12 protein-coding genes are annotated in these 18,323 nt (G+C 37.0%); all 12 read right to left on the reverse strand.

The features are described 5' to 3' along the window. Positions 1 to 8: 8 nt before the first annotated feature. The 12 genes from HH304_RS02610 to HH304_RS02665 all read right to left on the reverse strand — a co-directional run bounded on the left by HH304_RS02610 (position 9) and on the right by HH304_RS02665 (position 18,317). A complete protein-coding gene (locus HH304_RS02610; RefSeq protein ID WP_169677906.1) occupies positions 9 to 887 on the reverse strand; it encodes a PPK2 family polyphosphate kinase in 879 nt (292 codons plus the stop codon). Between the two features lie 138 nt (positions 888 to 1,025). After that, positions 1,026 to 3,536 carry a TonB-dependent receptor gene (locus tag HH304_RS02615; RefSeq protein ID WP_169677907.1) on the reverse strand — a complete coding sequence of 837 codons (2,511 nt, stop codon included), beginning with the start codon at positions 3,534 to 3,536 and terminating at the stop codon, positions 1,026 to 1,028. Positions 3,537 to 3,577: 41 nt separating this feature from the next. Continuing rightward, positions 3,578 to 4,456: an alpha/beta fold hydrolase gene (locus tag HH304_RS02620; protein ID WP_169677908.1), complete on the reverse strand. Its 879-nt coding sequence runs from the start codon at positions 4,454 to 4,456 to the stop codon at positions 3,578 to 3,580. A gap of 218 nt (positions 4,457 to 4,674) precedes the next feature. Continuing rightward, complete coding sequence (locus tag HH304_RS02625; RefSeq protein ID WP_169677909.1) at positions 4,675 to 6,078, reverse strand: hypothetical protein; 1,404 nt, start codon at positions 6,076 to 6,078, stop codon at positions 4,675 to 4,677. A 57-nt stretch (positions 6,079 to 6,135) separates the two neighbouring features. Continuing rightward, complete coding sequence (locus HH304_RS02630; protein WP_169677910.1) at positions 6,136 to 7,629, reverse strand: acyl-CoA synthetase; 1,494 nt, start codon at positions 7,627 to 7,629, stop codon at positions 6,136 to 6,138. Next, positions 7,586 to 9,118 (reverse strand): sodium:solute symporter family transporter, encoded by a 1,533-nt coding sequence (locus HH304_RS02635; protein WP_169677911.1) that lies wholly within the window; start codon positions 9,116 to 9,118, stop codon positions 7,586 to 7,588. Before HH304_RS02635 ends, HH304_RS02630 begins: the two co-directional genes overlap by 44 nt. Before the next feature lie 4 nt (positions 9,119 to 9,122). Next, positions 9,123 to 10,109 (reverse strand): 3-oxoacyl-ACP synthase III family protein, encoded by a 987-nt coding sequence (locus tag HH304_RS02640; RefSeq protein WP_169677912.1) that lies wholly within the window; start codon positions 10,107 to 10,109, stop codon positions 9,123 to 9,125. Between the two features lie 11 nt (positions 10,110 to 10,120). Then, entirely contained in the window at positions 10,121 to 10,861 is a 741-nt protein-coding gene (gene fabG, locus HH304_RS02645; RefSeq protein WP_169677913.1) for a 3-oxoacyl-[acyl-carrier-protein] reductase, read from the reverse strand. 146 nt (positions 10,862 to 11,007) lie between these two features. Further along, a complete protein-coding gene (locus HH304_RS02650; protein ID WP_169677914.1) occupies positions 11,008 to 12,585 on the reverse strand; it encodes an amidohydrolase family protein in 1,578 nt (525 codons plus the stop codon). A gap of 5 nt (positions 12,586 to 12,590) precedes the next feature. Further along, positions 12,591 to 13,676, reverse strand: a complete 1,086-nt coding sequence (locus tag HH304_RS02655; RefSeq protein ID WP_169677915.1) for an alpha/beta hydrolase — start codon at positions 13,674 to 13,676, stop codon at positions 12,591 to 12,593. A gap of 55 nt (positions 13,677 to 13,731) precedes the next feature. Next, positions 13,732 to 15,150 carry an efflux transporter outer membrane subunit gene (locus HH304_RS02660; RefSeq protein WP_169677916.1) on the reverse strand — a complete coding sequence of 473 codons (1,419 nt, stop codon included), beginning with the start codon at positions 15,148 to 15,150 and terminating at the stop codon, positions 13,732 to 13,734. Beyond that, positions 15,147 to 18,317: an efflux RND transporter permease subunit gene (locus HH304_RS02665; RefSeq protein ID WP_169677917.1), complete on the reverse strand. Its 3,171-nt coding sequence runs from the start codon at positions 18,315 to 18,317 to the stop codon at positions 15,147 to 15,149. The genes HH304_RS02660 and HH304_RS02665 overlap by 4 nt, the downstream gene beginning before the upstream one ends. Positions 18,318 to 18,323 lie beyond the last annotated feature (6 nt).

Genomic DNA, 18,323 nt, shown 5'->3' on the forward strand with positions numbered 1-18,323 from the left:
CCATATAATTATTCGTTTTCTAATTGGTTTTTATAATCATCCAGATTGCGTTTTATTTCCTCAGGTAGTTCAGGTTCTTGTATGTCTTTATATTCTTTGAGTTCATCATACATGATATCTGCAACAATTAGCCTGGCGGCATCTTTACTGTCAGAAGGAATTATATACCAGGGAGCGTGCTCTGTTGAAGTGTTGTTAATAGCCTCTTCAAAGCATTGCTGATAATTGTCCCAAAGCTTCCTTTCTTTTAAATCGTCAGGAGAGAATTTCCAGTTTTTCTCGCGTTTTTCAAGCCTTCGCAATAACCTGTCCTTTTGTTCTCGTTTTGACAGATGAAGGAAGAATTTGAAAATGATAGTGCCGTTTTGTGCAATATGCTTTTCGAAATTGTTAATCTGCTCAAATCTTTGATTCCAGAATTCATCGGTTATATCGTCAACTGAATTAATATGAGGGAGGTTTTCACCAAGAATATATTCAGGATGCACTCTTGTCACAATCACATTTTCGTAATGTGTTCTATTGAAAACAGAGAATTTTCCTCTTGCTGGTAATGCAATATAATGCCTCCATAGGTAATCGTGCTTTTTCTCCAGATCGGTAGGTGATTTAAAGCTATGAACAACCACGCCTCTGGAATTAAAGTCTTTAAACACTTCGCGGATAAGACTGTCTTTACCTGCTGTATCTATGCCTTGAAGACAAACTAATACTGAGTACTTTCCATGCGCATACAGGGTGTCTTGAAATTCCCCTAGTTTTTCTCTTGTGTCTTCAAGTTCTTTTTTCAGAGTCTCTTCATCTGTATCGAGAGTCTCTAGTGTTGCTATATCTTTTAAATTGATTTTTTCGCTTACTCTGAAGTCTTTACTTTTAATTTTTTTCATATTTAATGTCTTGATAGCTATTGAATATAAAAATAAATATCCGTATCCGTTATGCTTGTTGTAGAATAAAATAAAAAAATACCCTGACGAAACCGCCAGGGTAAAACCAAATTGAATCCTCTTATTTATTATACCGAATCAGTCTTTTTTCCAGTCAAGATTGATTTTAAGTTCAGCGTTGAATAGCCTGCCTATCATTGGCGAACCAACAAATTCTCTTTGTTCGGTGTTAAATAAATTAGTAACTGATGCTCCAAACTGAAATGTGTTGCTGATTTTATAACCTGCTGATACATCAACAGTAGTAAATCCGCCAAGTGGGCCATAGTTATATAGGAAACCAGGCTCTCTTGTGCCAGCACCATCAGCGGTAGCTTTTTGCTGACCAGAGATGAAGTCGTATTCTGGAACTATACGAATGTTTAGAGACGCAGAAAGTTTGTTGTTAAGTAAGTTAACTGCTGAGAAATTAAAGCTAGCTCTGTGGTTTGGAGCATTTAATGTTCTTAAAGATGCTCTTGTTTCAGGAGTCAGGCTTTCCAATGCAGGGTCATCTTCAAACTTTTCTTCATCAGTAATGTCAGAGTTAAAGTACATGTATTTAGCTGCTACGCTGAAGTTATTATTGATGAAATATGTTAATCCGATATCAGATCCATAAGATGAAACTTCACCATAGTTCAAGTAAGTGATATGCAGATTTCCGTATTCTGCAGGAATTTCAGTATCACCTTTTTTAATGATTTGCTCACCTGTAATATTTAAATCAGCAACGTTTACTGAGAATAACCTTACTGCCGGGCTTAGGAAGTCTCTACTTTTTGAGTACCAAGAAGTGAAATCAACTGCAAGTTTATCACCAAGTAGTCCTTTATATCCAAATTCAAAAGTATTTACTTTTTCAGGTTTTAATGGATCGATTGTTCTTTCTTCGCCATAAACAACTGATCCGTCAATTAGGCTTTGGGTAAATTCAACTGTAGTTAAACCTTCGCCGCTCCCGATGATTGCACCACCTGCAAAAGGGAATAAAAATTGCATGTACTGAATTGATGGAGCAGCGTATGCACGACTGTAGGTCAATCTGAAGTTTCCTCTTCCTGCTTTTGCAGTCATGGCTAGTCTAGGGCTAAATTGAAGGTCATAATATTCATGCTTGTCAACTCTGGCCGCTCCGACAAACTTGAAAATATCTCCTATAGGTTTTTCTAATTGAACAACCGCGCCATATTGACTGATTTTTATTGGACCATCGGTGTCATAAAGGTAAGTGCCTTCACTATCTGCAACATCTCTCTGGTAGTTTGCTCCTACTACGAAGTAAAAATCATCACCAAAAGTATTGTTGTACTGTACTTCAGCATTGAATCTCTGGCTTTTGTCAACGAAGCCCGGGAATCCTAACCCTCCTTCTTCAACAGGTAACAGTGATTTTCTTTTTGCTTCGGCTTCAGTTTCGCCACCTGCTAATAATGCATGGTAGTTATTAGTTCTTCCATTTATTTGGTAGGTGTAACCTGCATCATTCCAAGTGTTATATACAGTTGCATACCAGTGGTCTGATACAAGTCTTGCATTTAGGTATTTAAAGTTCCAACCATCGATTTGGTTTCTTCCAAGGTTGGTTACTCCAATATTTGAGCCTTCGCCATATCCATAGTCTAATATGATATCAGTTGAATTATTTAGCTCGTAATAAAGGGCAGCATTATATCTAAGGATTTCAAAGTCAAAGTCCGGATCCAGTTCAGGTTGAGCACCGGCAGTTGGAGTATAAACTGTGTCGATAAACTCGAAATCTTTTCCTTTTGTGTATTCAAAGTTTACTTTAAACGAAAGTGGACTTTCTCCAATTACCTGTGCGTGCCTTCCTCTTACTGAAAACTGGCTTTGATTACCGCCTCCTAGAACTAATGTAGTTCCTTCAGATGATCGAGGATCTTTAGTAATTGTATTTACAACACCAGCATGAGCATTAGGTCCGTAAAGTGCTGATGCCGGACCAACAATAACTTCCATTCGCTCGATATCTTCTTTTATTATTGTATTGTAAACACCTGCAGGAAGTCCAGTTCCTCCAGGTAGCATGCCGTTTCGGCCATCATTTAACTGTAGCATTCTAACGTTAAATGCAGAGTTGAATCCTCTGGCATTGATTCCAACGCCAAGTACACCTGATCGAACTACTTCAATTCCTTGAACTTTGTTAAGAAATTCACCAACATTGTATGTAGGCATTAAATCAAGATCATCTGAGTCAATTACTGAAATTGAAGCAGGTGCTTCAGTGATCTTTTCAGGTTTACGTGTTACAGAAACAACAACTTCATTCATTTGCTGAATAGATTGAGTCATGCTAATGGTTCCGATATTTGTGTCACTACCTCCATTTACATTTTTTGTAAAAGTTTCATAACCAATAAATGTGAACATTAACGAGACGTCGTTGTCGTCTGAGACTTTTATGGCAAATGTTCCATCCGGTTCTGTTACTACACCAGTTGTTGTGTTTTGGATGATAACATTTACGCCGACCATTCCCTGGCCATCTTCTTTATCGACAACCTTTCCGCTGACCGTATACTGGGCCAGAAGAGGCTGAAGGCCTGTTGCAATAAACAGGCATAATATGAGTAATTTGTTTTTCATGGTTTAATCGGGTTGAGTTTTCTGGATGTTATTTTAGTTTTTCAGTTTATAAAATTTATTATAAGGTTGTTAGTTAATTCTGGTTGTTCGAAATGCACAAAGTGTCCGGCCTGATCAATTAATTGAATGTTAACATCTTTGATTTGTTTCTGGGCATTAGATGCCAATGACTCAATAGTTTGATCTGGGTGCAGGTATTTGTTCGGGATTAGTTTGTCTTGTTTTCCATAGATTAAAAGAACAGGCTGACTCAATTCACTCAGTTTGTCAAAAACAGGTTCATTTACCATTCCTTTTATTCCCTGAGTAACTGTATGGCAGTAATTCATGAAATCAGGTGAATTTTTAATAGTCATCCGATCTTCATACATGAATTCTGCCTCTTCAGGCATTTCATAAAAATTTAGAGAAAGGTTTACTTTGTATTGCTCATCGCTTACTGCAGCTGTTTGCTCTGGAGTAATTGCTCTGAACATGTTTTTTTCAACCTCAGAAAATGTTTCAATACCAGCAGGTGCTGTGAGGATTAATGATTTAACTCTTTCTTTATTTTCTAGAGCCATATGCATTGCAATCTGGGCTCCCATGGAGTGTCCGGCGATGCTAAACTCATTAATGTTTAATGAGTCCATAAGAGCGAAAAGGTGCTCTTTATGAAACGTCATGTCAGCATTAAACTGTCCCTTAGAGGATTTTCCATATCCTGGAAGGTCAATGACAATGCAGCGGAAATGGTTTTGTAATTCTTTGATGTTTTTTTGCCAGGCTTTTGCATAACTGCCCATTCCATGAATAAATAATACTGGATGACCTTTGCCTAAGTCAGCATATGCTATTTCAATGCCGCTACCAACACTTTGTCTTTTCATCTCATAGGGGTATTCCAATTCCATAAAGGCATTTTGGGCATTAGTATTCATAATGCAAAAAATTAAAATTAATACTGTAGATATATTCTTTAGCTTTGTCAACTTCTTGGGTATTATTTTGCTGTGTATCGTTTTACTAATCTAATAGTGTGTTGTCGATACTAAATACCTATAAAAATTCTGTCGGGGTTGACTTTTGTGCTTTGCTTAATTAAAAAGTGCTAAATGTAAAAATTAAGCTAATTAATATATCTAAATTGTGGTGTTGACTATTGTAGTTTGGCTTCTGGTATTTTTTTTCTTAATTCTATTTTTAGTTCATCATAAAGGGATTGTTGTTTTTCAGGATAAAGACTTCTACTTAAAAAGCTACCAATAAAATTATTTAACTCATCAATTTCAATAATTTCGGTTTTATATTTTGATGCAGTAGAATACCATTGTATTACTGCCGAAGAATTAGTTTTTTTAAGATACTTTCTTTCCTTTTCAATCAAGTTGAGTTTTTGAGAGTACTGAAGGATTTTTTTATAGTCACCTTTTAGAAAAAGTGATCTGAAAAATACACTAAAGAACAAATGCCATCTATGTCTTAATATTTCATTTTTATGTGCCATCAAAAATATTTCAGCATGTTGTGCTGCTTCTTTATACTGACCATTTTTTAACAAGGCAGTAATGTATTGTGCTGTAAAACTAGTCTTGTGATGGAAGTTTGATGTTTTCTTTACATCAGGAAAAACATTCTGCATAAGAGTTAATGCTTCGTTAAGCTTCTCCATTTTTAATAGAACAGCAGTCAGATTATTTACATAATGTAAATGATCACTGTTTTTTTCACTGATGGACAGCCAGCCATATTTTTCAGCAAGATCTAACCTATTTGCTTTGGTATGGTATAGCAGTCGATTGCCATAATAATTGATTAATATTCTTCGACTGTAAAATTTCCCTGATGCAAGTACTGGATCGATCTCTTCAAATAATGCCTCCATTTTGTCTTGAAGGTTATAGTTGAAATAGAGAAAGATCAATCTTACCAATGCATAATAACGGTTCATGCCATCCATTAGTGGATCCCTGAAAATGGTTAGTAACCAGCTTTCCCACTGTTTAGACTCAATGTCATTGTATGTGTATTGTTGAATTATGTCATTTGTAGCTTTCTGAATCCTCATATAAACCATTCTACAATGATCATATTGAGATTTATATTTATTAATAAAATCTTCAATAATATGATATTCTTTATGCCTCATTCTAACCAGGAGGAAGTTCAAGAAATGTAGCCCGAGTTCGTACCGTTTCATGAAATAGTATTCATCCTGCTCTGTATTATTAATAATCTTGAGGAGCTGTTTTTCCTGATCGGGTGAAAGGTTGTCTTTCATCAGATTGTTTTCCAGATCAATTAAAAGGTTGAATTCGGCATCCACATCTGCCGAATTTAACCTTTCTTGCATCCATCGCATTATTCTGGAATACTTTCGTTTGTCGATATGAGTGCTGAATATATTGTTGTCAGCATTTTTGTTAACGTACTCATTGATTTGCCTGAGAATGGTCAGGTTTTCAAGGTCATCAAACTGCTGAACGTCCAATAGATACTGGATTTCATGAGGTAGCAGCCTGGATACGTATTCAATAAATTTTTTTAATTTCTGTTTTTTCATTTCGATCAACTTCCAAGATAATACAATCTCGATATTTTTCTGAAACGAAAAACCTGATTATTCCTGATAGGCTAATTGTTTTCTGTCAATTTTTCCTGTGTCATTTTTTGGGAGACAGTTTAGGAAGTTAAAATATCTGGGAACTTTGAATTTTGCCAGTCCTTCAAAACAAAAGGCCTTAATTTCCTCTTCAGTTAATATTTCATTGTCCTTTACCACGATATATGCCTTGCCAACTTCGCCCCATTTTGTATCTGAAACACCTATTACCGCTACTTCATTGACCTTTGGGTGTTCAAGAATTCTTTTTTCGACTTCTGCAGGATAGACATTTTCACCTCCGGAAATAAACATGTTTTTAATTCTGTCGACTACATATAAATATCCTTCCTCATCTTTTTTCAAGATATCTCCGGTTTTAAACCAGTTCTCAGAAAAAGCCTTTCTGGTAGCCTCCTTGTTTTTCCAATACCCTGGTGTGACTATCGGGCCGCTAATCCAGAGCTCTCCACTTTCAACTGGCCTTGCATCAGTTCCATCTTCTTTAACTAGCCTTGTGTTTACATAAAAGTTGGGGAATCCGATGCTTCCTCTTTTTCTAAGAGCATCTTCAGCTTCAAGTGAAGTAATATTTGGGCCGGCTTCGGTTAGGCCATATCCCTGTCGGATAGGAACTCCTCTGGATGCCCATTTTTCAATGGATTTGACAGGAAGGGCTTCACCTCCGACAATCATATATCTTAAATTGGAAAAATTTGTGGCTTGAAAGGAGTTTTCTTCCATCATCATTTTCACCATTGTCGGTACCGCCATGAATATTGATATCTTTTCTTCCTCCATTAATTCTAAAACTTTATTAGAATCAAATTTGGACATCAGAACGATTGTTCCTCCATAGTGCAGGATTGGTGTAGTTAAAACGTTCCACCCACCTGTGTGGAAAGGAGGCATGACCATTAAAGTAATGTCATCTGATGTGATTTTTAGTCTGATTGAAGTGTTGAGGCTATTCCAAAGCATCATTCCATGCGTATATATTGCTCCTTTTGGAAATCCTGTCGTTCCTGAGGTGTATAAAATGAAACAAGGATGTTCTAATTCAATAGGGATATTTTTGAATTCCCAGGCATCATTTAAACTGGAAGATACTAGTGATTTTAATTCATGCCATTTATAAAGGTGATTGGTATAACCTTCCGGGATTTGATCAAGAAGAGAAGAAAACTGCTCTTCAAAAATAATTAGTGCAGGGTCGCTATCTTTTATCAAAAATGAAATCTCTTTTGCTGAAAGGCGATAGTTTACAGGAACCAATATGATCCCGGTTTTTTGCGCTACACTAAAAAGAGGTATGTATTCGGAATAAAAACTTGAAAGAATTAAAATTCTATCTCCTTTTTGGATCCTTAGTTCTTCAACAAAATATCGAGCAAGAGCATTTGCCGCATTATTGATATCATTGTAGCTGTATGAGGTACCAGAGAAGGCTTCTTTTACAGCTACTTTATCAGGCTGATATCTGCTCCATTTTTGAAACCAATCTGTTATCATAAGTTTTTTTTCGATAGATGATAAAAAATAAACTTCCTGTTATCACTGACGAAACAATTGCTATTGCAGAAGGAATAGCCGGGTTTTTGACCGGAGCATCCATATACGGTGTCAGTTCAAGATAATAAATTGCAAAATGTACCAATATTGCTGTTACAGATGCTATTATCGGTGCAATCTTTGGAACATTCTTTAAGAACATACCGAAAATCACAGGAACGAACGCAGCAGAAAAATAAGCGTAAACTCCATTTTGAGCAAAAATTGCAACACTTAAATTTGGATTAATAAGTTGCTGATAGCTAAAAATGAAAGATATTATAGCTAATGCAATTATTACCCCTTTGTTTATAACCAGGTTTTGTTTGTCAGAAAATTGCTTGCCATTTCCGATTGTCGTCTTTATTCCTCCGATTAAATCAGCTGTGATTGTTGTAGAAAGAGCCTGAATTAGTCCTTCGAGGGTTGACATTCCTGCAGAGATTAATCCGAAGATTAATAATAAAACAATATAAGTAGGAAATTGACTGATAACATAGGTAGAAACCAGTGAGTCCGGAGCAATCGCTTCACCATTATATTCAAGGTCAGGAAATGTGATACGGGCATAAAGTCCAACGATAATTACCAGGAAGAAAATGGCTTGAACAATAGTGCCTGCAGTCAGGTATTTATTTACATCCTTGTCACTTTTTAATAACAGAGATTTTGTGAGAATGTGTGGTTGACAAATTACGGCTACACCCACAATGATCTGACAAAAAATTATTTCGAAGTAATCTCTGAATAGATAGCTTTCAGGGTTTAAAGGTTTGGCCAGAATTGGGTTTATAGCTTCCAGCCTCATGATAAATCCGCTGAACCCGTCATTAAAGAATTCATATCCTGAACCAATCAGTATCACAGCTACTATAAGCATAGAAAATGCCTGAAGGGTATTTGTGTATACCATTGCATTAGCACCACCAATCATCATATAGCTGAAAACTACAATTATAACCCCTAAAAGAACCCAGACTGGATCAGTATTTAGTGCTGCAGCGAGTACTTGAGTTATCCCCACACATATTAGTACAATAAAAGTTATTAAGAGTAGTGACAGAAATGCAAAAAACAGGTTGTATCCTTTGCTGTTGTACCTTTTTCCAATCCATTGAGCCAGGCTTATTGCTGAAACTTTAGATCCGAATTTTCTGAATTTTTTGGATAAGATGATTAATGAAATAATAGCGGCTATTGGAAGCACAAGCCCGTATGAAATGAACCCGCTGATTCCATATTTGCCAATTAATCCGGGATTAATGATAAACGTTGCCGCACTCGTTGTTGAAGCAGCAAGTGATAAACCAACAAATGCAGGTGAAAACTGAAAGTTTCCCAATGCATAATCGTTGATACTTTTTGTTTTACCAGATCCTTTGAAGATTAGAAAGCCGACAAATAGCCCGTAGCATAGAAGTAAGATTATAGTTAATACAGATAATTCCATAGGCCTATAATTTAAATGCTGCAGCAGCAAAAGCTAAACCACCACCAGATCCGATAAAAAATACAATGTCACCTTTTTTTACATTACCATTTCTTACAGCTTCATCCAAAGCCATAGGAATCGCCGCAGACCCAGTGTAGCCATACTTATCCATAATGTAATATGCTCTATCATGTGGAAGATTCAAATTGTCAAGCATTTGATGGATACTGCTAATGTTTATCTGGGTCATGAAAAACATCTTCACATCCTCTGGTGACAGATTGTTTTCATCCATTAACCGTTGAGCCATTTCCGTCCAGTTTGTAGGATTTAATTCTTTAGGGAATTTTTTTACAAACTGAAGCTGGTGTGTTTTTTGAGTAATTACATCTGATGTTACTGGTTGTCTGGCTCCTCCAGAATAGATTCCCATCCAGTCATGATACTCGCCACAGGTAAATTGATGAGCACTTAAAAACCCTTTGTTTTCTGTAGTTGACTGAAGAACAACTGCTCCGGCGCCATCTGCAAAAAGGGTTACTGTTTTTTTGTCCTCTTTATTAAGGTGCTTACTCATTGCATAGGCTCCAATGACGAGGATGTTGTTATATTGTTTATCAGCTTTAATGTATTTCGAAGCGGTGTCAAGAGCAGTAACAAAACCTGCGCAAGCAGTATTTAAGTCAAAAGTCCCAGCTCTGGTTGCCCCTATACGATGCTGCACAACTGATGCAGTTGAAGGGGAAATATACTCAGGAGTATCAGTAGACACAATAATCATGTCTAGTTCTGGTGCTGATATACCAGCAGCCGCTAGAGCCGCTAGAGCCGCGTTTTCACATAGGTCAGCTGTAGATTCATTTTCTTTACACCAATGTCTTTCTCTGATAGTCAGGTTTTCAACCAGCCAGGTATCTACATCTTCACCCAGCTTTTCATTAAAATATTGATTAGTTATAGTCAGCTCAGGTACATAAGACCCCGTGCCGACAATAAATGCGTTTCTCATGGTTGTTGGGTTTACAGGGTTAATGCGCCATCTACACTTATTGTAGTTCCGCTAATAAAAGAAGCTTCATCTGAAGAAAGAAAAGCATAAGTGCTGGCAATTTCTTCAGGTTTCCCAAATCGTCCCAGAGGAGTTTTTTCATTGATCATATCAATGACTTTTTGTGGGATTGTATCGATCATTTCAGTAGCAATAAAGCCCGGGGCCACGGCATTGACAGTTATACCTTTTCTACCAAGCTCTCTTGCCCATGTTTTGGTCATTCCAATAACACCTGATTTAGTAGCAACATAATTTGTTTGTCCGAAATTACCATAAAGACCTACAATTGATGAAGCATTTATAATTCTTCCAGATCTTTGTTCGATCATATATTTACTAACAGCCTTTGTGCAGTAGAATACCCCATTTAGGTTTACGTTAATGACATTATTCCACTGTTCTTCTGTGATTTTGGATAGGGTAGCATCTTGAGTAATTCCAGCATTATTAATTAGGATGTCTATTTTCCCAAAATCTTCAAAAACCTGCTGGGCGGCATTTTCAACGGCATTTAAATCAGTAATATTTACTTTGTAGAACTTTACTTTGGCTCCTGATTCTGACAATTCATTTACTGCTGAATTTCCTTTTTCTTCCTGGATATCCCATATAGCAATTTGAGCCCCTTCAGAAATAAATTTTTTTGCAGTAGCAAAGCCTATTCCAGCGGCTCCTCCTGTTATAATAGCAACTTTATTTTTGAGTTTCATGTTATAATTTTGGTTAGACCTCTAATATCAAGATTGAAATATCAGATGTCTAACCAGGAAACATAAAAATGGAGTTGACTTTTATGTTTTTATGATCTTAAAAATGCGTATTAAGTACTATATGAATGTTTTTGGTGGGTTGACTTTTATTTAGTAGGGTACCATTTTTTTACAAAATTCGCTGCATTATGATAACATATATTGTCAACTACCTTTATTGCCATTTCTCTGGAATTAAGTCCGTAGATTGACCCGCCGTTACTTATTCGTTCATTATCAATTGCATCGATCAAATCAGCCTTAAAATTTTTGTATTCAATGGCAGTTGGGTATTCATTTACAGGGTCAATAAATCCTTCATAATCAGACCCCAGGCTGATTCTGTCCCAAATCAATGATTTGTCTTTTGTAAAAGTTTTGCTCGAGTTAAATATAACGTCAACTACTGCCTTAATATTGAGCCAGAGACTCGTGATTGTGTTCCTTCCTCCAGTCTCTTTTTGTTTTTTAGGTACACCGACAATTCGCTGATCAAATGATAACCCAAACAAACCCTCAGTTTCAAAAATCATTTCGATATCCTCATCACATACATTGATATTCCATGCGTAATATTTATCATCTACAAAATAATCGTCAGTTTCTTTCTTTTGATTTTCAATCAGTTCTTTTAAAGTCTTTCGGCCACTATATCCACAGTGACTGGCTATTACCGGAATCTGGTCGTTTTTATTTAAACATTCCTTTACAATTTCGTAGTAATACTCCCTGCTTTTGGCAGCCATATGCTTTACATCAATCAAAATTCTGTATCCTTCTGAAGGGGCTGGATTACAGCTCTCATCGATTGATAATAACTTTCTTAACAGTACCTTTCCATCTTCGTTAAACTTCTCATTTAGATTTTTGGATTGGTCTATAAGTTTTTCAGAAATCTTAGGAAAGCTATGCGCATGTCCACAAAGCTTATTGTCAAAATGGTGTGCGAATGTTATGAAGAATATAGGGTGAATCCATTCTTTCTTGACATGATCAACATTTTTCTTCCACTGTTCGAGATCACCCTCATCAGTCCCTAAAGAATGCATTCCTTCAATAGTAAGGACCATTGTGATTTTATCTTCAGTAATAAACTGATTCAGCTCATTTTTATTTTTTGGGATAGCATATGTGGCTTCCGCATCGAGCAGCTCCGAATATTTATTTCTTCTTTTTCTTCTGCTTTCAAAAACAGATCGAATGATTCCGGGAAAATGGATGTGATTTCTGGTCTTTATGTTGTCCTTTGAAATTACAAACTTATATTCTTCATTAAGACTCTTCCAATATTTATAGTCGTTCGACTGAATATAATTAATTACCGGGAAGGGTAGCCTCATTACAAATGCCTGAAGAATATCTCTTAAAGGCAAGTGATGGTGAGAAGCAAATGAAATTAAAGCAGATTTGATGTCTGTATGTTTCTTATGAAAGAATGTAGATTTGAAAAAACCTTTCTCTATTGGATATAAACTATTAAAGGTTAGTCTAACATTTCCATTCCATAATTTGACTGGATCTGCCTGCCCATATGCTGAAGCCATCCGGGCCTTATTTCTGGCTTTCATATTTGAAGCAACAACAGTCCATGGGTTGTAATGACCTTTGCGTTTATGTTTTTCTTGCCAAAACCAAAGCCAGAGATAGGTTCTTGAGTGATTGTGATTATGTAGGTCTGAGAACATAATAATTAAAATTCATCGGCAAACGCAGATATGTTGCCATTTAAAACTTCTATTATATCAGCGACTACAGTATCACTTTTTACATAATACCAGTGATGAATTAATTTTTCATCAGTACCATTGAAAATATCAAGGAACCATTTTTTTTCATCTTCGATGTAGGTAACATTTGATTGATAAACATCATCAGGAATTTCTATAGTGTCTTTAATTCCCCAGATCCCTAATCTGTTAAATGCATTTTTGGTCGTTTCTGAAACCATTAGTGCTTTATCTTCACGATGATAATAAATATGTATTCTGGAACATAAATCTATCAGCTTATACATTGGTTTGGGCTTTGTAAATGAATCATAATCAATATCTGCTCCAGCGAGAATTCCCTCTTCAAACAGGTTAGTAAAGGCTTTGTTCTCTCTTTCCAGATGGTCGATCATTGATTCAAGTACTTTGTTGCCCATGCTATGAGCGAGGAGGTTGATTTTTGCTTTGCACAACTCTTTGCGTTCGTCTCTAATGATTATTTTGAAATAATCTCTAAGTTTCATGTATGATCTTGCCAATGCATAACCGGATAGTTGAGCATCCCGGGCATCATCTCTGTATGTCAGGAGGTTTCGGCGGGATGGCCAGGTAAACATTACAATATGTTTTATCGGGCTGTTTTCCGGTTTTACATATTTATTATGAAGTTCAGACATCGTTCCGAGTGCAGCTTCGAGGTCATTTTTATAGCCATGAATAAAGAATAGAATTTGATTTTTTTCGTCTTTTTCAGACCGTTGTTTAACTCTCAGGCTTTCGAAAAGCTTATAAGAGGACAACTTTTTGGCAGATTTTAAACTTTCCTCAAGAGTGTTTTCTCTTTGCTCATCGTATGGCAGATCAGGATAAATGTTGATCTTAAATTCTTTAAGCTTATTGTTTTTTTTGGTGTCATCAAATGATACCTCTCCAAATCTTAAATCATCTCCTGCTGTTTCTCTTCCGGTACAATTTATATACTCACCATTACCTACAGGAACAAATTCTTTACCCTCAATATTGGTGATTTGTCTATTGGTTATTATGAAATGTGTAGCTTGGGGCATAATGGAATGTTTTTTTTAGTGGTAATTATAAGTAATGTTTATTATAATATAATAATTATTCGAATGTTTTCCAACCACCGCCCAATGCTCTGTATAATCTGGAATAGGCCGAAAGAAGTTGCCTTAAAGTTCCGGCCAGGTTTTGTTGAGATTCAAAATACTGACGTTGAGACTCGAGGTATTCCAGATAACTTGTTTGCCCTTGATCATATCGGTTTTGTGATAGCATTTGCGCACTTTTAGCGGCTGTAACATGATCTTGTCTTGCTACTAGTTCTCTCTTAAGAGTAATTATTTCAATGTAAGCATCTTCAACATCTCTGAATGCATTAAGCATGGTCAGTTCATAATTGTAGACTGATTGTTCCCTTTTACTTTTTTCTGAGTCTGCAATTCTTTTTAGCCTGTTCCAGTTAAATAATGGGCCTAGAATTGAGCCTCCGATACTCCAAACCATTGTACCATTACTGAAACTGAGTGGGTCTGCCATTGCGTAACCTATAGCTCCGTTTAAGCTTAATGTTGGTAAGCGATTTCCTTGAGCATAGCCAACGAGTGCATTCTGGATGACGACCTCAAGTTCTGCTACCATTACATCAGGCCTTCTGGTAAGCAGGTCAATAGGAAGTACCTCCGGAAAATTCATTGTCGTATCCATGGAGTACAGGTCTGAATCAGTGCTTATTTTTCTGGGGTTGCTACCCGTTAATGTACTCAGGAAGTTTTCAGTTTTGATTATTTCTCGTTCTAAAAGAGGGATAGAGCTTGCTGCAATTGCACGTTGAATCTGTGCCTGGTTAAGATCAATAGCTGGAATTATTCCTTTATCAAACCTGGCCTGAATAATGTAAAGCATGCTATCTCTAAGAACCAATGTTTGATTGGATATTTCCAGTCTCTTTTTTAGCTCAAGCAATTGGAAATACGAGTCTGCAACAGTAGTCATTAAACTTAGCTGAACTGACCGGTATCCGTATTCAGTTGCAAGTATTTGTGCTTTGGCTGCTTCAGTTAATCTTCTGTATTTTCCCCAGAAATCAAGTTCCCAATTCATAAAGCCCGTACCGTAGGCAAAATTTTGTGTTGTACCGACATTACCATTAATAAAATTGCCTCTAGATATATTGGCTTCATATCCGAAGTAAGGCAATAAATTTGATCTTTGTATTACCAGGTTAAATTGTGCTTGAGTAATATTTTCTGCTGCTATTTTCAGGTTTTGATTGTTGTTTATCGCTTCCAATACCAGGGTGTCGAGTACTGGGTCTTTAAACATTGAAAACCAGTTCAAGTCAAGAAGTGAGTCTGCAATTAATGAATCAGTGTTTACTTCAAATTCATTTGAGCTTAGAGTAGGCGATTTAGCTCTGAAATCTTCAGGAACCTTTACATCAATACCCTTGTAGTTTTGTCCAACTTTACAAGAAGTTAGGATAAGGAAAAGGATCGCTATGAAAACTAAAACTTTTCTCATTGATTGATTGAGTTTTCAGCTTTAGAGTTCTTTTCCCGGTTCTTTTCATAACCAGCCATTTTTCCTACCAACACAAAAAGAAGAGGATAGAGGAAGACTCCCAGCAAAGTTGCAATAGTCATTCCACCGAGTAGTGCCATTCCCATTACCTTTCTCGCTTCAGAGCCTGATCCACTAGCCATAAGTAATGGGAAGATTCCTAGTATAAATGAGAATGCAGTCATTAAAATAGGTCTGAAACGTAGTTTTGCAGCTTCTACAGCAGAATCAAATAGGGTTAACCCTTCATCAAACTTGATTTTAGCAAATTCGACAATCAAGATAGCGTTCTTGGCCGCCATTGCAATTAGCATGACTAGTGAAATCTGGGCGAATATGTTGAGTAGAAAAGATTCACTAAATAGCCTGGCAATGAACAAAAAGAGCATCGCACCAAATACCGCAAAAGGTGTTCCCAGTAAGATTGCAAAAGGCATGGACCAGCTTTCATATTGAGCAGCAAGAATAAGAAATACGAAAAACAGCGAAAATGCGAATATTATACCCAGCTGCCCTGAAGATTTTTTTTCCTGATAGCTCATAGCATTAAATGAATAGGTCATGTTTTCAGGTAAAACTTCGTTCGCTACTTCTTCAAGTGCGTTTAAGGCATCCAAAGAGCTAAATCCGGGTGCTGGCGCTCCGGTTACTTCTACTGCCCTATATAAGTTGAAACGATTGGTGTAATCCGGTCCCGATGATTGTTTTATATTAATAAATGTAGAAATAGGGACATTTTCACCACGATGATTTTTTACATAAAACAAATCCAGTCCTTTTTCATTCTGACGATATTCAGGTTCTGCTTGAACATAAGCTTTATATAGTCTTCCAAATCGATTAAAGTCATTTACATAAGCACCTCCCAGAAATGCACCTACTGTACTATAAATATCATTAAGATTAACACCTGCTTTTAAGATTTTTGGAGTGTTCAGCTCCATTGACCTTTGAGGAACTCCTGCCTGAAATGTAGTAAATGCTGATCCTATCTCTGGCCTTTGCTGGGCAGCCTGAATAAATGCATACGTATTTTTTGCCAGGTAAACAGGGTCTTTACCTTCCTTATCTTGTATCATAATGCTAAATCCTGATCCATTACCTAGTCCGGGTATTGCCGGAGGACCAAATGCAAATACCTGAGCTTCAGGAATAGTGGTTGCAAAAACCATATTAAGTTTTCTGACCATGGTATTTGCAACAATTTCCCTGTCATCCCAATTTTTTAGTTTGACAAATAGAAAGCCTGTATTTGGGATGAAAGATCCCGCAAGCATACTGAAACCTGTTGCAGTAGTAACATATTCCACATTTTCATTTTGCATTAGAATGCCCTCGACTTTTTTTGCCACATCATCTGAGCGCTGGAGTGAAGCTGCATTAGGCAATTGTATATTTACGAAGAAATACCCCTGGTCTTCTTCAGGAAGAAACCCTGAAGGAACCCTTGCCCCAACTAACCATGCCGCAAGACCTGTAATAAGAACATAGATGATTCCTCTTCTGAATTTCCCTGTAATAACTTTTGTGACACCTGTATATGAATCTGTTCCTTTATCAAACCATTTGTTGAACTTGTCGAAGAATTTGCTTAGTAGTCCTTTGCTTTCAGTTTTTGGCTTTAACAGTAAAGAACATAGAGCTGGGCTTAGTGATAGCGCATTGATAGAAGAAAATACTACAGATACAGCGATTGTGATAGCAAACTGTTGATATAAGCTGCCCGTAATTCCGGCCATTGCTGCTACAGGAATAAATACGGCAACCATAACCAGAGTTGTTGCAATAACCGGAGCGGTTACTTCTCTCATGGCTGCACTTGTGGCTTCTTTTGGAGCCATGCCATTGTCCATATTTACCTGAACAGCTTCAACAACGACTATTGCATCGTCTACAACTATCCCAATTGCTAAAACCAATCCTAGGAGGGAAAGGGTGTTTATTGTAAAACCTAGTAAAGGAAAAAGCATGAATGCAGCTACCAGAGATACGGGTATGGCCAATGTAGGAATTAAAGTAGCTCGCCAGTCTTGAATAAATATGAACACTACCAAAATCACAAGTGCAAGTGCAATTATCAATGTTTCGATTATTTCATTTATTCCGGCAACAATTGGTTCGGTAGCATCAAGCGAAACCGCATATTCAATACCTTCAGGGAAGTTTTTAGAAAGTGCTTCCATTGTCTGGTTTACATTTTCGACTAATTCTACAGCATTAGAACCAGGTGCTTGGTAGAGGGAGATTATTGAACATTCCTTTCCATTTAATCTGGTAAAAGCATTATATGATTCAGTTCCCAGTTCTACTCTTGCAATATCTTTGATTTTCACCTGGCTACCGTCCGCATGAGATCTTACAACAACTTCCTCAAATTCTCTTTCTGTTATTAGCCGGTCGGGTAATCTAACCGTATAGGTGAATTCTGTTCCTTTTGGAGCAGGTTCGGCACCAAATTTACCGCCTGGAACAATAACATTTTGTTGTCTGATAGCATTGGTGATTTCGGGTATTGTAATTCCAAGTTTTGCCAGAATGTCTGGTTTGACCCAGATTCGCATCGAATAATCACTCGCACCCATTACCTGAACCCGACCAATACCTTTTATTCTGGCTAGTTGATCCTGGACATTGATAATGCCATAGTTTCCAAGAAAATCCTGGTCATATCTACCATCAGGAGAGAAAAGTGTGATCAGCATTAATATGTTGGGCATGGATTTTTCAGTTTTTACACCAAGGCGCTTTACTTCTTCAGGAAGTTTTGGTGTTGCCGCAGAAGTTCGGGTCTGAGTAAAAACTGTGTTCATATCGGGGTCAGTACCAAGGTCAAAAGTTATTTCGAGGCTCATAGTCCCATCATTGGCATTGGTTGACTTCATGTATAGCATGTTTTCAACGCCATTGACTTGCTGTTCAAGTGGTGCTGCTACTGATTGTTCTACGCTAATTGAGTTTGCCCCTGTGAATGCTGTACTTACTCGTACAACAGGCGGAGTGATGTTTGGGTACTGTTCAATGGGTAAACCTAAAAGTGAAACACCCCCGATTATAACCATGAAGATTGCAATAACAATTGCAACAATAGGTCTTCTGACAAAAAAGATATTGTTATCGAGGTTGTCCATAAATAG

Source organism: Marinigracilibium pacificum, assembly GCF_012926615.1.
GTDB classification, from domain to species: domain Bacteria; phylum Bacteroidota; class Bacteroidia; order Cytophagales; family Cyclobacteriaceae; genus Mangrovivirga; species Mangrovivirga pacifica.

Excerpts from the sequence above, each read along its gene's own strand:
- HH304_RS02655 (WP_169677915.1), bottom strand. The coding sequence starts at position 13,676 with ATGCCCCAAGCTACACATTTCATAATAACCAATAGACAAATCACCAAT.
- HH304_RS02620 (WP_169677908.1), bottom strand. The coding sequence starts at position 4,456 with ATGAATACTAATGCCCAAAATGCCTTTATGGAATTGGAATACCCCTAT.
- HH304_RS02625 (WP_169677909.1), bottom strand. The coding sequence starts at position 6,078 with ATGAAAAAACAGAAATTAAAAAAATTTATTGAATACGTATCCAGGCTG.
- fabG (WP_169677913.1), bottom strand. The coding sequence starts at position 10,861 with ATGAAACTCAAAAATAAAGTTGCTATTATAACAGGAGGAGCCGCTGGA.
- HH304_RS02635 (WP_169677911.1), bottom strand. The coding sequence starts at position 9,118 with ATGGAATTATCTGTATTAACTATAATCTTACTTCTATGCTACGGGCTA.
- HH304_RS02640 (WP_169677912.1), bottom strand. The coding sequence starts at position 10,109 with ATGAGAAACGCATTTATTGTCGGCACGGGGTCTTATGTACCTGAGCTG.
- HH304_RS02630 (WP_169677910.1), bottom strand. The coding sequence starts at position 7,629 with ATGATAACAGATTGGTTTCAAAAATGGAGCAGATATCAGCCTGATAAA.
- HH304_RS02665 (WP_169677917.1), bottom strand. The coding sequence starts at position 18,317 with ATGGACAACCTCGATAACAATATCTTTTTTGTCAGAAGACCTATTGTT.
- HH304_RS02615 (WP_169677907.1), bottom strand. The coding sequence starts at position 3,536 with ATGAAAAACAAATTACTCATATTATGCCTGTTTATTGCAACAGGCCTT.
- HH304_RS02660 (WP_169677916.1), bottom strand. The coding sequence starts at position 15,150 with ATGAGAAAAGTTTTAGTTTTCATAGCGATCCTTTTCCTTATCCTAACT.
- HH304_RS02650 (WP_169677914.1), bottom strand. The coding sequence starts at position 12,585 with ATGTTCTCAGACCTACATAATCACAATCACTCAAGAACCTATCTCTGG.
- HH304_RS02610 (WP_169677906.1), bottom strand. The coding sequence starts at position 887 with ATGAAAAAAATTAAAAGTAAAGACTTCAGAGTAAGCGAAAAAATCAAT.